Here is a 14327-nt window from a genome sequence, read left to right as displayed (position 1 = left end):
GCCCGAACCCCACACGGGCCCCGAATCCCACGCGCCCCCCAATCCGAACCGCGCCGGGCCGGTCACTACATGAACGCGCCGAACACGGTGAACACCAGACCGGCCGGAGCGGCCACCAGTACGGCGACGCTCAGCAGCTTGTGCCGGGTTCCCCTGCTGTCCCGGAGTTCCTGCTCGCTGCGGGTGGAGATCATGAAGTGCCCGTCGGCTTCCGGATTGCCGATGACCAGCGGACCGATCTTGTCGTGGACCTCGCCCAGGACGTAGAGCCGAGTCCCCGGCCGGATGACCCACTCGTTGTACTGGTAGCCGATCGTTCCGCTGGAATCGAACATGCGCGGCAACTGCACGCCGAACAGGCTCGGACCGTCCGGCCGGTGCGGCTCGTACCGGTCGAGCACTTGCTCGGGGCGGTCGGGAGCGGTTCCGTTCGGGTCGAGGCCGATCAGGACGTTCTGATCGTCCCGGATCGCGTACCCCTCCCAGGAGGTGTGCCCGGCAACGGTCTCCTTGCGCCGCTTCACCCGGCGACGCCCGTTCCGGTAGTGGACGTGCTCGTAGTGGCGCACGACCTCATGCCGGTGCCAGACGCACTCGGTGCCGCTGAGTTGCGAGACCAGCACCCCCTCCGGGCGGGGATGCGCGCTGCCGACTACCTCGCACCGCTTGCGGAACGACCCGCGCGCCCCGATTTCGTCGGACGCGCCGCGCAGCGTCTCCAGCTCGCCGACCGGTAGGGTCTCCGCGCCGATCATCGCGTGCAGCTCGTCACGCGCCTGGCGCATGAAGAAGAACCCGACAGCCGCCCCGACGAGCAATGCCAAGCCGATGAAGATCACTACGCCCCCGGCACTCGTTGCCACCCCGAACACGATCACCCTATTGGGTGTAAGGGAGTTCGGGAATCGGAACCATCGGATCCGTCCCGGACGGCTCCGGAAGGACCGTGGCCGTCTAATCTCGTCACGAGCGATGAAGGGGGCTGGTAGCTGGTGGACAACGAGGTGCGCCCGACTCTGGAGGACGTCGCGGCCACTGCGGGTGTGTCGCGAGCGACCGCGTCCAGGGTGATCAACCGATCTCCCCGGGTGAGCTCCGAAACGCGCGATCTGGTGGAGGCAGCGGTACTCGAACTGGGCTACGTGCCGAACCGGGCCGCCAGAACCCTCGTCACGCGCCGGACCGACGCGATCGCGCTCGTGCTCTCCGAGCCGGAGAGCAAGTTCTTCGACGACCCGTTCTTCGCCTCCACCATCCGGATCGTCTCGCGGCACCTGGCGGCGGCGAACGCCCAACTCGTACTGCTGCTCGTGCACGAGCCGGAAGATCACGTGCGCATCTCCCGGTACCTAGCGGCCGGCCACGTGGACGGCGCTCTCGTGCTGGCACCGCACCGAGGGGACCCGCTGCCACCCGCGGTTCGCGACCTGCCGCTGCCGCTGGTCTTCGGCGGCAGGCCGTGGATTCCCGAACAGGGCCTGCACCTGGTCGACCACGACAACCTCGGTGGCGGCCGGATGGCCGCCGAGCACCTGCTGCGCATCGGATGTCGCACGATCACGAACATCACGGGCCCACAGGACGAACACGCCGCCATCGACCGCCGAGAGGGCTGGAAGAGCGCCCTGGGATTCGACGAGCGGACCGCCGAGCTGCGCAGTCTGGCGGGCGAGTTCACCGAGCGCGGCGGCAAGCGGGCCATGGCCGAACTGCTGGAACGGGTTCCGGACCTGGACGCGGTGTTCGCGGGCAACGACCTGATGGCGGCGGGAGCGATGCAGACGCTGCGCGCGGCCGGGCGGCGGGTTCCGGACGACGTGGCCGTGGTCGGTTTCGACGATCAGCCCGCGGTGGCTCCGTACACCGAACCGCCGTTGACGACGATCCGGCAGGATCCGGTGATCCGTACCGCGCACATGGTTGACCTGCTGCAGCGGCTGATCGCCGGAGAACGGATCCGTCCCGAGCGGGAAGTCCTCCCCGTGGAGCTGGTTCGGCGCGCGTCGGCGTGATCTGGGCCGTTCAGCGCAATCCCGGCTGATCTTGATCGGTACAGGTTTTACCTCCTCCTTCCTGCCGACCATGCTCTGCGATGAGAGCGCTCTCACGATCCCGTCCGTTCCTCTCCCAACCCTGTCCATTTCCGCCGGGGTCGGCGGTGGCCATGACCACCGTTCCACCCACCAGAACCGGACCGCGCCGGGCGCACCAGCGCGGAGACCTCGCCGGAAGACCGCAAGGAGACGCGATGTCCGGAATCCGCACCACCGCAGCCCTGGGCCTGCTCGCGCTGATGCCGTTCGCCGCAACCACCGCCCCGCAGGCCGCGAACGCCGACCCGAGCGCCGAACAGGCGCGAACCCGACCAGCGCCGACGCAACCGGCACCGTCCCAGCCGACGGGAGCCCCACAAGCGGCCCTCTTCGACGACTTCTCCGGCTCCGAGATCGACCGGTCACGCTGGACGGTCGAAGTCACGGGCGAGAACTTCGGCACCGTCAACCGGGAACAGCAGGCATACGTCGACTCGCCCGAAACGATGTACATCGAACACGACGATGCCGCCACCGGTGCCGAGAACGGTGCGCTCGCCATCCACCCACGCTTCGAACCCGGCCACCAGGCACCCGACGGGCAGACCTACGACTTCATCTCCGGACGCCTGAGCACGCAGGACAAGTACGAGTTCACCTACGGCAGCTACTCGGCCCGGCTCAAGCTGCCCGAAGGCGCCACCGGATCCGGGCTGTGGCCCGCGTGGTGGTCACTGGGTGCCAACATCGACTCCGGTGAACCCTGGCCGGAATGCGGCGAGGTCGACGTGATGGAGAACGTCGGCGAACCGTGGACCAACGTTTCCCTGCACGGGCCCGAGTACCACGGCGACACCCCGGTCAAGGCCACCCAGGAATTCGACGGCATGGATCCCGCGGGCTGGCACGTGTACCGCGCCGACTGGACCCCCGACGGGTTCACCTTCTTCATCGACGACCGCGAGATCTACCAGATCACCAAGCAGGAGATGCAGCAGAACGGCTGGAGCTGGGTCTTCGACGATCCCCAGTTCCTGATCCTCAACTTCGCCCTCGGCGGCACCTTCCCCGGCGGCGTCAACGGCGTCACGGAGCCGTACTTCGGCCTCCCGCAGGAAACCGTCGACAAGGTCGCCGCGGGCAACGTCCGCTACCTCGTCGACTGGGTCCGCGTGGAGCAGTGATCAACGCGGGTTGGTGCGTCGACCTCTCCGGAGATCGACGCACCAACCCGAGTCACTCCCGCTCGAGCGGGTCACTCCCACTCGATGGTGCCCGGCGGCTTGGACGTCACGTCCAGCGTCACGCGGTTGACGTCGGAAACCTCATTGGTGATCCGGGTGGAGATCCGCTCCAGCACGCCGTAGGGCAGCCGGGTCCAGTCCGCCGTCATGGCGTCCTCGCTGGAAACCGGTCGCAGCACCACGGGGTGACCGTAGGTGCGGCCGTCGCCCTGGACACCCACCGAGCGAACGTCGGCGAGCAACACCACCGGGCACTGCCAGATGTCCCGATCCAGCCCGGCCGCGGTCAGCTCCTCACGAGCGATCGCGTCGGCCGCGCGCAGCGTCCGCAGCCGGTCGGCCGTCACATCACCGATGATCCGGATGCCCAACCCCGGACCGGGGAACGGCTGGCGGTGCACGATCGTCTCCGGCAAACCGAGTTCCAGGCCCACCCGCCGGACCTCGTCCTTGAACAGCGCGCGCAACGGCTCCACCAGGCCGAACTGCAGGTCGTCCGGCAAACCGCCCACGTTGTGGTGGCTCTTGATGTTCGCTGCACCGGTGCCGCCACCGGATTCGACCACGTCGGGGTAGAGGGTGCCCTGCACCAGGAAGTCGACCTGCTCCCCGGATTCGCCCGCCTCGGCGACCAGGTCACGCGCGGCTTGCTCGAAGCAGCGGATGAACTCCCGGCCGATGATCTTGCGCTTCTCCTCGGGATCGCTGACCCCGCTGAGGGCGTCCATGAACCGGTCGACCGCGTCGACCGTGACCAGCCGGACACCGGTGGCCGCGACGAAGTCCCGCTCCACCTGGGCGCGCTCCCCGGAGCGCAGCAGACCGTGATCGACGAAGACACAGGTCAGCTGGTCACCGATGGCGCGGTGAACCAACGCGCCTGCCACCGCCGAGTCGACACCGCCGGAGAGGGCGCAGATCGCCCTGCGGCCGCCGACCTGCTCGCGGATCGCGGTCACCGTGTCGTCCACGATGGAAGAAGTGGTCCAGCCGGGACGGATGCCCGCGATTTCGTGCAGGAACCGGCGCAGCACCTCCTGCCCGTGCGGCGAGTGCGCCACCTCCGGGTGGTACTGGACACCGGCGAGTCTGCGTTCGGTGTTCTCGAACGCCGCGACCGGCGTCTGCTCGCTGCCCGCCGTGACGGTGAAGCCCTCGGGTGCCTTGCTGACCGAGTCACCGTGGCTCATCCAGACCGGGTGGCTGCCCGGCAGGTCCTCGTGCAGCGTCCCGCCCTCGCCCGAGACGGCCAGCTCGGTGCGGCCGTACTCGCGGGTTCCGGTGTGCTCGACGGTTCCGCCGAGCGCCGAGGTCATCGCCTGGAAGCCGTAGCAGATGCCGAACACCGGGATGCCCGCGTCGAACAGGGCCGAATCGACCTGCGGAGCTTCCTCCGCGTAAACGCTGGCGGGGCCGCCGGAGAGCACCACGGCGGCGGGGTCGCGGCGGGCGATCTCCGCGACCGGGGTGTCGTGCGGAATGACCTCGGAGTAGATCTGGGTCTCCCGCACTCGTCGTGCGATCAGCTGCGCGTACTGAGCCCCGTAGTCGACGACGAGCACCGGGCCCTTTCCGGCTGTGCTCTTCTCGTCGGCAGCCCTGCTCGTTGCGGTACCGGACACGTCGTCGAAACCTCCTGCGGAAACGGTGCTCAGACCGTCATTGTCCCAGGTAACCAGGGACACACCGCACCGACCCCATACCTCCTCCACCGCCCCCGCGGACGACACCGGGCGCGGTGGAGGAGGTGCGTCGATTCCTCCGGGGGCCGACGCGCAACCGGGTCAGGGGTCCGGGAGGGCCGCCGGAGCGTCGGCGGGGACCGCGGGGGATTTCGGCGCGATCCGGTCGACCGGGCGGTAGCCCTCTTCCTGCGCGGCGCGCTGATCGGGCTCGCCCTTGTTCGGCCACATCGAGAACGCCCGCTCGGCCTGGGCGGTGATCGTGAGCGAGGGGTTGACCCCCAGGTTCGCCGTGATCGCCGAACCGTCCACGATCGACAGGTCCGGATATCCGAAGGCGCGGTGGTACGGGTCGATCACCCCGTGCTCGGCGTTCCGGCCGATCGCACAACCACCGATGAAGTGCGCCGTCATCGGGATGTCGAAGAGCTCGCCCCAGGTGCCACCGGCGATCCCGTCGAGCTTCTCCGCGACCCGCTCGTTGGCTTCCTCCCCCGCCGGGATGTAGCTCGGGTTCGGCGCGCCGTGCCCCTGCTCGGAGGTGATGCGGCGCCGTCCGAACAAGCCCCGCCGCAACCGGGTGGTCAACGAGTTGTCCAGGCTCTGCATCACCAGCAGGATGACCGTGCGCTCGCTCCACCGACGGATCCAGAACAGCCGGATCGACGTGAGCGGGTTCCGGACCGCGTACCGCAGCCACTGCCGCCACCGCGGCTGCGACGTGCCGCCCTTGGTGGGCAGCGTCTGCAACAGGCCCATCGCGTTGCTGCCCCGGCCGTAGCGGACCGGCTCGATGTGGGTGTCGTCATCCGGGTGGAACGACGAGGTGATCGCGACACCGTCGGCGAAGTTCCGGTCCTCCCGAACCTCCGGCGCCTGAGCTCCGATGATCGCTTCGGAGTTGGTCCGGGTCAGGTGTCCCAGCTTGCGCGAGAGCCGCGGCAGGTCGCCGTTCTCCCTGGCCCGGTGCAACAGGTTCTGGGTGCCCCAGGTGCCCGCGGCGACCACGACCTGGTCGGCGGTGAACACCCGGCTCCGGCGGTTCCACTTGGCGCCGGTGCGGTGGGTGCCGATGCGCCACCGGCCGTCGTCACCGCGGGCCATCCGGTCGACGCTGGTCAGCGGGAACACCTCGGCCCCGTTGGCCTCCGCCAGGTGCAGGTAGTTCTTCGTCAGGGTGTTCTTCGCTCCCACCCGGCAACCGGTCATGCACGAGCCGCACTCGGTGCATCCGGTGCGCTCCGGTCCGGCACCACCGAAGTACGGGTCCGCGTCGGTCTCTCCCGGCTGCCGGAAGTACACCCCGACCGGTGTGGAGTGGTAGCTGTCCTCTACGTCCATCTCGGCGGCGACCTGCTTCATCACCGTGTCCGAGGGTGTCACCGTCGGGTTGGTGACCACGCCGAGCATCCGGGTCGCCTGGTCGTAGTGCGGCGCGAGCTCCGACTCCCAGTCGGTGATGTGCGCCCATTGGGAGTCGTTGTAGAACGGCTTGAGCGGGCGGTAGAGCGTGTTCGCGTACACCAGCGAGCCGCCCCCGACACCGGATCCCGCGAGGATCAGGCAGTCGCGCAGCATGTGGATGCGCTGGATGCCGTAGCACCCGAGCTGCGGGGCCCACAGGAACTTGCGGACGTCCCAGGAGGACTTGGCGAACTCGTCGTCGGCGAACCGGCGCCCGGCCTCCAGCACCGCGACCCGGTATCCCTTCTCGGTGAGCCGCAGCGCAGCCACACTTCCTCCGAAGCCGGAACCGATCACGACGACGTCGAAGTCCGTCTCACCGCTGCGCTGCGCGTGGTCACCAGAAGCCATACGCGACACACTAAACGGAACTACTCGTCAGTAGCTAGACCTTGCGGGCGAGATTCCCGGAGCGCCCGGAAGGGCGCCCCGGGAAAGACCGACCGAGGACGGCGAACGTCAACTTCGCCGGAAGTTCGTGCCGTCGACAGGCGAACGCGGCCCCACCGGAGCACGTCAGCGCCGCAGCATCAGCCCGACCTTCTGGAACTCCTTGAGCTCCGAGTAACCGGTCTTGGCCATCGCCCGGCGCAGTCCGCCGAAGAGGTTGAGCGTGCCGTAGGGGTCCGAGCTCGGCCCGAACAACACCGTTTCCAGATCCGCACCGGATCCGGGGAAGCCGATGATCTCGCTTCGCGGCAGGCTCGGGTGCGCCGCGGCGGCAGTCCAGTAGTGGCCGTGGCCGGGCGCCTCGGCCGCTTCGGTCAACGCCTCACCGAGCAGCACCGCGTCCGCGCCGCAGGCGACCGCCTTCGCGATGTCGCCCGAGTAGGAAAGCGCCCCGTCGGCAAGCACGTGCACGTATCGCCCACCGGTCTCGTCCAGGTAGTCGCGCCGCGCGGCGGCGGCGTCCGCGATCGCCGTGGCCATCGGGACACCGATGCCCAGCACCTGCGTCGAGGTCGCCGCCCGGGACTGGCCGAATCCCACGATCACACCGGCCGCGCCGGTGCGCATCAGGTGCATCGCGGTCCGGTAATCACCGACCCCACCGGCGATCACCGGCACGTCCAGATCCGCGATGAACCGCTTGAGGTTCAGCGGCTCACCGTCGCGAGCGACGTGCTCGGCCGAGACGATGGTGCCCTGGACCATCAGCACCTCGACCCCGGCGGCCAGCAGGTCCGGCGTCAACTCCTCGGCGTGCTGCGGGCTGACCCGCGCGGCGACCGTCACCCCGGAGTCCTTGATCTGTTTGACCGCCGCGGTCAGCAGATCCATCCGGATCGGCGCCGCGTGCAGCTTCTGCAGCAGGGTGATCGCCGCTTCGGGGTCGTCCTCCTCGGCGGCCCGCACCACCTCGAAGAGCCGTTCCTCGACGTTCTCGTGCCGAGCCCACAGCCCCTCGGCGTTGAGCACACCGAGGCCGCCGAGCTCGCCGATGCGGATCGCCGTGGCCGGTGAGACCACCGCGTCCGTCGGATGCGCCACCAGCGGGATGTCGAACCGGTAGGCATCGATCTGCCAAGACAGGGACACATCTTTCGACGAGCGGGTACGCCGCGACGGCACGATCTCGACATCGTCCAGGTCGTAGCCGCGCATGGCCGTACGGCCCATGCCGATCTCCACCAGATCCCGCACGTCAGTCCTTCCCTCGCGGTTTCCCGGCGCCGTTCGCACCGGTGATCCCATTCTGCGGCAAGGCCACCCCTCGGTGACCCCGGTTGTGGCGCGACCACCACGCGGCGGCCGCGGCCCGGAGCAGCGACCGGCCGGACGATCACGCCCGGAAAGCACGTGAAGCGCTCGTCCGCGAGCCCGCCCCCGGCGCTGTCCGACTAGGTATTGTCCCCGCCTCGCGGGATCACCGGCAGCTGGGTCGCGGTTTCGCGACGCACGCCACCCCGCGCGGCGGACCCGGAAACCCCCGGGCCCGGACCGTCCGACCGGCGACCGCGGTCGCACCCCGGGGCGGGGTTCAGCGGTTGTGGTAGTTCGGCGCCTCGGTGGTCATCGTGATGTCGTGCGGGTGACTCTCCTTGAGACCCGCGGCGGTGATCCGGACCAGATTGGCGTTCTGCAGCTCGGGAATCGTCCGCGCTCCGGTGTAGCCCATGCCCGACCGCAGTCCGCCCGCCAGCTGGTCCACGACCTGGCTCAGCGGACCCCGGAACGGCACCCGGCCTTCGATGCCCTCCGGCACGAGCTTGTCCTCCGAGAGCACGTCGTCCTGGAAGTAGCGGTCCTTCGAGTACGACTTCGACTGGCCGCGCGTCTGCATGGCCCCCAACGAACCCATGCCCCGGTAGACCTTGAACTGCTTGCCGTTGACCAGCACCAGCTCGCCGGGAGCTTCCGCGGTGCCCGCCAGCAGGCTGCCCAGCATGACGCTGCTGGCCCCCGCGGCGATGGCCTTGGGGATGTCGCCGGAGTGCTGGATACCGCCGTCACCGATCAGCGGGACGCCCGCCGGACGGCACGCCTGGTCGGCCTCGTAGATCGCGCTGATCTGCGGCACGCCGACACCCGCGACGACCCGGGTCGTGCAGATCGAGCCCGGCCCGACACCCACCTTCACCGCGTCCGCTCCGGCATCGACCAGCGCCTGCGCACCGGCCTTGGTGGCCACGTTGCCGCCGATGACGTCGACCGAGTGGCCGAGTTCCTTCTTGAGCGTGGCCACCGTGTCGACCACGGCCTGGGAGTGCCCGTGCGCGGTGTCGACGATCAGCACGTCCACTCCCGCGTCGACCAGCGCCATCGCGCGCTCGTGGGAATCGGCGCCGACGCCCACCGCGGCACCGCACAACAGCCTGCCGTCCGGGTCCTTGGTGGCCTCCGGGTACTGCTCGGTCTTGACGAAGTCCTTCACGGTGATCAGACCCCGGAGCTTGCCCGCGTTGTCGACGATCGGGAGCTTCTCCACCTTGTGCCTGCGCAGCAGACCGAGGGCGGCGTCAGCCGTGACCCCGACCTGGGCGGTGACCAGCGGCGCGGGTGTCATGATCTCGCGGACGCGCTTCGTGTGGTCCACCTCGAAGCGCATGTCGCGGTTGGTGATGATGCCCACGAGCGTGCCGTCGGGGTCCGTCACCGGTACGCCCGAGATGCGGAAACGAGCGCACAACGCGTCGACCTCGGCCAACGTGTCGTCCGCCGAGCAGGTCACCGGGTCGGTGACCATGCCTGCCTCGGAACGCTTGACCACCTCGACCTGAGCGGCGTGCTCCTCGACCGAGACGTTGCGCTGCAGAATCCCGACACCACCCTGGCGGGCCATCGCGATCGCCATCCGGGCCTCGGTGACCGTGTCCATCGCCGCGGACAGCAGCGGCACCCGCAGCCGGATGTTGCGGGACAGCTGGGTGCCGGTGTCGACCCCGCTGGGAATGACGTCCGATTCGTCAGGCAGCAGAAGCACGTCGTCGAAGGTCAGCCCGAGGGTCGCGAACTTCGTGGGAAAGCCGGGCGCGGTGAGTTCGCTGGTCATGGCGACAGATGTGCCTTTCCTTCAAGCTACGGTCTTCAACCGAAGGATGCGGGCGGGTGTGATACCGGCTCACCGGTACGACGGTTCGCCGAGGTACCGGAGAAGGGGATTCCCCCATGATAGAGACCGCTGGTCAGACCCCTACGTCCGCGTGTCCTCGCGGGCGAGAGGACACCCGAGCAGCGGCACTGCTGGACACAGCCGGTACCGTGCTGGCCGTGCCGCACGATCCGTTGCCCCCAGACCCGTTCGCGGGTGACCCGGATGATCCGAGCGTGGAACTCGGCGAACACGACTCCGAGAACGATCCACCGCTCGGCGATGAGGAACGCGCCGAACTGCTGGCCGACCTGACCGATCTGGCCGTCTACCAGGCGCTGCTGGAACCCCGTGGCGTCCGTGGCATCGCCGTGGACTGCGGGGACTGCGGCGAAGCTCACTACCACGACTGGGAGTTGCTGCGTTCCAGCCTGGAACAACTCCTGAACGACGGTCGGATGCGCCCACACGAACCCGCCTTCGAACCGGACCCCACCCACTACGTGAGTTGGGACTACTGCCGGGGCTTCGCCGACGGGGTCACCGAGACGGAGAACGAGAACAGCAAATGAGCCCGACCCGGCGCTGACGCGCCCCGGCCTCGTCCGTTGGGCGCCGTCCACTGGCCTCGTCCACAGGCGTCTCGATTCGTGACGGCCGAACGCGTCTCGCAACCCGGCACTGACGAAACGAGGGGGTTGCTCCGAATGTTCGGAGCAACCCCCTCGTTCGTGTCGGATCCGCCGAGTGGCGAGGTCCTTCATAGTTGCCGAGCCCGCTTCGCCGACATCGCTTCGTCAGCGTTGGCCGGACCGAGCGGCCGGACCGAGCGGTTCGCCCCGGCCCTGGCCTGAACCAGTTTGGGCTGAATCAGTTTGGGCTGAATCAGTTTGGGCTGAATCAGTTTGGGCTGAATCAGTTTGGGCTGAATCAGTTTGGGCTGAATCAGTTTGGGCAGGGCCGGGGCGAATCCGGGCAGGAGATCGGTCGGGTCAGTCGGGCAGGAACGGGTTCTCGCTGCCCCACGCCCCGCTCGACGGGTTCTCGGAGCTGCCGCTGGTCTCGCTCGGGCTGGTCGTCGACTCGGACGGCTCGGTGGAGCTGCTCGGCGGCTGGGTCGACGTGGTGTCGGGCGGTTCCGGCGGCAGCGGCGGCTGTGGCGGCGGAGGTGGTGTCGACGTCACGGAATCCTCGGAGCTCGCGGACTCTTCCGTGGTCGAGCTCTCGGTGGTGTCCTCGTGCTTGTCGAACTTGGCCGTCAGCGAGGCGTGCGCGGCCTCCAGCTCGTCCAACCCGTGTTCGGCGTCAACGTCCTGCATCTGTTCGCGGGCTCGCTTCAGCGCCGCTTCGGCCGCGCTGCGGTTGCCCTGCTCCCAGGCGCCCGCGGCGAATTGCAGATCGCCCTCGGCCGATTCCCTGGCCTGCGCGGCCCGCGCATGGTCGATGTAGAGCACCTGCGCGACACCCCACAACGCGTCGCCGGGCTGAGCGTCCCGCGCGGCCAGCCCGAACCCGGTGAAGGCGATCATCAGCACTGCCGCTGCCGAGGCGACGGGCACGAGGTGCCTGCGCTTGAGCCGCCTGCGGGGGCGACTGCCCTCCGTGATGGCCGCCGCCGCCATGTCGATGTCGACGAGGTCGGCGATCGGTGCGGCGTCGACGTCCTGGCGCCATGCGACCAGCATGGATTCCAGGTCGGACCCCTCGTCGCCGGACGTCCGGGAACCGATATCCGGATCGGTGCCGCCCAGCACGTCCAGGAGGGCGTCGTCGGCGAGCAGCTCGGAGAGGTCCACCGGATCATCGCCGATCTCTTCAAGATCGACAACGCCTTCGGCGGCTGCTTGCCTGGTATCGTCGAGGACGGCATTCCCGCTCGAGCGGAAGTTGAGCACCTCGGCCGACCACGCAAGATCCCCGTCGGGAGACCCATCCCCGTTAGGAGACCCATCCCCGTCGGGAGACCGATCCCCGTCGGGAGACACAGGCTCATCGGGAGACAGGGGCCCATCGGAAGCCGCATGGGCTCCGAAAGAAGCGTTCCCCGACGAGCCGATCGAAGAAGGGCCGGTTTCCGCACCTCTGGAGCCGGACGACACGACATCGATACTGCTGACAGCGTCGATATCGCTGGCGGGGTCCGTTCCGTCGCCAGGTGGTTCCGGTTTGGACGGCTCCCCGTCGGAGAGTTCCGAATCATCTGCGGCGCCGTGGTGCACGTTCTCGTCCGCCGAGACTTCGGGGGACGTGTCATGCTCGCCGAGACGCGGGTCCTCCTCCGGCTCGACGGAGTCCGATTCAGCTCTGGTTCCTGACTCAGCGGAGCCGGAATCTCGGTGGTTGTCGATCAGCTCGGTTCCCTCGCCCTTCGCGGCGTCGACCGGAACGACATCGTCCCGCTCACCCGCCACGTGCGTATGGTCCTCCTGCTGGCCGGACTCGACAGGGTCGCGTCCCGCCGGTTCACCCCCGGGCCCTTTCCGCTCAGCCATTTAGACCACCTCCTCCGCGGACAGCGTCTTTCGCAGCCGGGCCAACGCGCGGTGTTGTGCCACCCGCACTGCCCCCGGCGTCGAACCGACCGCTTCGGCGGTTTCCTCCGCGGACAACCCGACGACCACCCGGAGCAGCAGGATTTCCCGCTGCTTTGCCGGGAGGACACGCAGCAATTGCGCCATCCTGCCCGAAAGCTCGCCTTGCATCGCCCGCTGTTCTGGTCCAGCCTCGGATTCCGGGGTATCCGGAACGTCCGCGACCGGCTCCGAACGGTTACGGGCCGACGCCCGGTGAGCATCAGCCACTTTGTGCGCGGCGATGCCGTACACGAACGCCAGAAAAGGACGACCCTGATCCCGGTAGCTCGGCAACGCCGTCAGCACGGCGAGGCACACTTCCTGGGCAACGTCGTCCGCCGAAGCGAACGACCGTTCGTTTCGTCCCACTCTGGCGCGGCAGTACCGCACCACCAAAGGACGGATTTCGGCCAGCAAGCGCTCGATCGACTGACGATCGCCGTCGACGGCTGCGCTTACTAGAGCGTCCAGCCCGTCCCCCACGTTGCTCATCGCAGACAGCAGCCCTGGTGTTACGCGTTTACGCGAATCGGATTTGTCCGGCGGAACCCGCGTGCACCGCACGCCGCGCCGGGATCACCGTACCGGGAAAGGGCAGATCCCTGAACAGGGAGTGGGGACAGGAGTCGATGGTCGTCACCTGTCCATACTTACCAGAAGCGCAGGCGTGCATCGTTTTCCAAGGCCACCCGAACGAGCGTCGGATCCGGGCCGACCGGAAAAGCGATCTTCGCACCCCCGAGCGCAACCGGGGTGCGGAAGTCCTGCGAGCCCACACCGAACGATCACAGTGTGGCTCGTCACAGATTCGAAACCAAGCCTGCTTTCGAGCGGTTTGACCGAATTGCGATTCGTGGTTCGGGTCACGAACTCCTCGGTTCTGCCGAGAACCGAGGAGCCGCCGGCCGCGATCCGATCGAAAGCAGGCCCGTGTGCATCCAGGCGTCACCCGTCAGGGAGGTACACGTCTCCCGCAGCAGCGGCCTGCGGCATCACGCGACCAGACCGCGGCGGAACCCGTGGGCCACCGCCTGCGCCCGGTCCCGAACTCCCAACTTTCGGAACAACCGTCGTGCGTGTGTCTTGACCGTGTCCTCGGAGAGGTAGAGCTCACGGCCGATCTGGCCATTGCTCTTGCCCTGGCTCATGCCCCTGAGCACCTGCAGTTCCCGCTCGGTGAGCTGGACGCCCGGGTCCGACGGCTGACGAGGCGTCGGCACCGAGGTGCTGGCGAGCGTATGCGCCAGCGCCGCGACCAGTTCGGGACGCGACGCGTCCCACCGCAGATATCCACGTGCCCCGCCGGCGATCGCCGCAGCGATGCTGCCCGCGTCGTCCGGAGCACCGAACACGATCACATTCGCTTGCGGGTGTGCGGAAACGAGGCGACGTGTCGCCTCCACACCGTTGGGTACCGCGCGTTGGGTACCGACCAACACGACATCGACCGCCTGCCGCGAGAAGCGGGCAAGCAGCTCGTCACCGTGTGCTACGCAATCAATCCGGCTCACTCCCGGGACAGCAGACATCACACGAGTGAGCCCTTCCCGGACGCTGCGTCGGTCATCGCAGATCAAGACCGTCGTCACGGGAACTCCTTCCTGCAGGCGAGTGACGTTCCATCTCCCCTATCGGACGCCGAGCGCCAAACCTTGACACGATCCGGTGCTTAATCCGTCCAGAATTTCGACAGCGCCCCCGCGGCGACGGTTCACCGGAACGGAGCACCAGACTTCGACCCCTCCCGCGTTCACTGGCTCCGTCCCGCTTTGCAGCCCTCGTACCTGCGATATTCACTC

The 14327-nt window shown here is 68.4% G+C and carries 11 protein-coding genes; 3 read left to right on the top strand and 8 right to left on the bottom strand.

The annotated features are described in order from the left end of the window. Positions 1-65 precede the first annotated feature (65 nt). A complete protein-coding gene (locus ACYVAN_RS18385; protein ID WP_460961240.1) occupies positions 66-863 on the bottom strand; it encodes an E3 ubiquitin ligase family protein in 798 nt (265 codons plus the stop codon). A gap of 129 nt (positions 864-992) precedes the next feature. Here ACYVAN_RS18385 and ACYVAN_RS18380 point away from each other — a divergent pair, with 129 nt between their 5' ends. After that, positions 993-2012, top strand: a complete 1020-nt coding sequence (locus ACYVAN_RS18380) for a LacI family DNA-binding transcriptional regulator (RefSeq protein ID WP_460961238.1) — start codon at positions 993-995, stop codon at positions 2010-2012. Positions 2013-2248: 236 nt separating this feature from the next. Continuing rightward, positions 2249-3217: a glycoside hydrolase family 16 protein gene (locus ACYVAN_RS18375; RefSeq protein WP_460961236.1), complete on the top strand. Its 969-nt coding sequence runs from the start codon at positions 2249-2251 to the stop codon at positions 3215-3217. 71 nt (positions 3218-3288) lie between these two features. On the opposite strand, the gene guaA is transcribed toward ACYVAN_RS18375, so the two are convergent. The 4 genes from guaA to guaB form a co-directional block, all read right to left on the bottom strand. Next, positions 3289-4839 carry a glutamine-hydrolyzing GMP synthase gene (gene guaA / locus ACYVAN_RS18370; RefSeq protein ID WP_460961585.1) on the bottom strand — a complete coding sequence of 517 codons (1551 nt, stop codon included), beginning with the start codon at positions 4837-4839 and terminating at the stop codon, positions 3289-3291. Positions 4840-5061: 222 nt separating this feature from the next. Beyond that, a complete protein-coding gene (locus tag ACYVAN_RS18365; protein ID WP_460961234.1) occupies positions 5062-6774 on the bottom strand; it encodes an FAD-dependent oxidoreductase in 1713 nt (570 codons plus the stop codon). Positions 6775-6939: 165 nt separating this feature from the next. Then, positions 6940-8067, bottom strand: coding sequence for a GuaB3 family IMP dehydrogenase-related protein (locus ACYVAN_RS18360; RefSeq protein ID WP_460961232.1), 1128 nt, complete (start codon positions 8065-8067; stop codon positions 6940-6942). Positions 8068-8404: 337 nt separating this feature from the next. After that, positions 8405-9916, bottom strand: coding sequence for an IMP dehydrogenase (gene guaB / locus ACYVAN_RS18355; protein WP_460961230.1), 1512 nt, complete (start codon positions 9914-9916; stop codon positions 8405-8407). 116 nt (positions 9917-10032) lie between these two features. Here guaB and ACYVAN_RS18350 point away from each other — a divergent pair, with 116 nt between their 5' ends. Further along, positions 10033-10527, top strand: a complete 495-nt coding sequence (locus tag ACYVAN_RS18350; RefSeq protein ID WP_460961228.1) for a DUF5319 domain-containing protein — start codon at positions 10033-10035, stop codon at positions 10525-10527. 420 nt (positions 10528-10947) lie between these two features. On the opposite strand, the gene ACYVAN_RS18345 is transcribed toward ACYVAN_RS18350, so the two are convergent. The 3 genes from ACYVAN_RS18345 to ACYVAN_RS18335 all read right to left on the bottom strand — a co-directional run bounded on the left by ACYVAN_RS18345 (position 10948) and on the right by ACYVAN_RS18335 (position 14117). Further along, positions 10948-11850: an anti-sigma-D factor RsdA gene (locus ACYVAN_RS18345; RefSeq protein WP_460961226.1), complete on the bottom strand. Its 903-nt coding sequence runs from the start codon at positions 11848-11850 to the stop codon at positions 10948-10950. Positions 11851-12447: 597 nt separating this feature from the next. After that, entirely contained in the window at positions 12448-13020 is a 573-nt protein-coding gene (locus ACYVAN_RS18340; protein ID WP_200068483.1) for a sigma-70 family RNA polymerase sigma factor, read from the bottom strand. Between the two features lie 500 nt (positions 13021-13520). Further along, on the bottom strand, positions 13521-14117 hold the full coding sequence (locus ACYVAN_RS18335) for a response regulator transcription factor (protein WP_460961224.1): 597 nt from the start codon (positions 14115-14117) through the stop codon (positions 13521-13523). Positions 14118-14327 lie beyond the last annotated feature (210 nt).

The organism is Parasphingorhabdus pacifica, from assembly GCF_054779195.1.
Note: the sequence above shows the minus strand (reverse complement) of the source record. Positions and strands in the feature narration are given on the sequence as shown.

Coding starts and splice junctions, on each gene's coding strand:
- ACYVAN_RS18375 (WP_460961236.1), top strand. CDS start 2,249: ATGTCCGGAATCCGCACCACCGCAGCCCTGGGCCTGCTCGCGCTGATG.
- ACYVAN_RS18365 (WP_460961234.1), bottom strand. CDS start 6,774: ATGGCTTCTGGTGACCACGCGCAGCGCAGCGGTGAGACGGACTTCGAC.
- guaB (WP_460961230.1), bottom strand. CDS start 9,916: ATGACCAGCGAACTCACCGCGCCCGGCTTTCCCACGAAGTTCGCGACC.
- ACYVAN_RS18350 (WP_460961228.1), top strand. CDS start 10,033: ATGATAGAGACCGCTGGTCAGACCCCTACGTCCGCGTGTCCTCGCGGG.
- ACYVAN_RS18340 (WP_200068483.1), bottom strand. CDS start 13,020: ATGAGCAACGTGGGGGACGGGCTGGACGCTCTAGTAAGCGCAGCCGTC.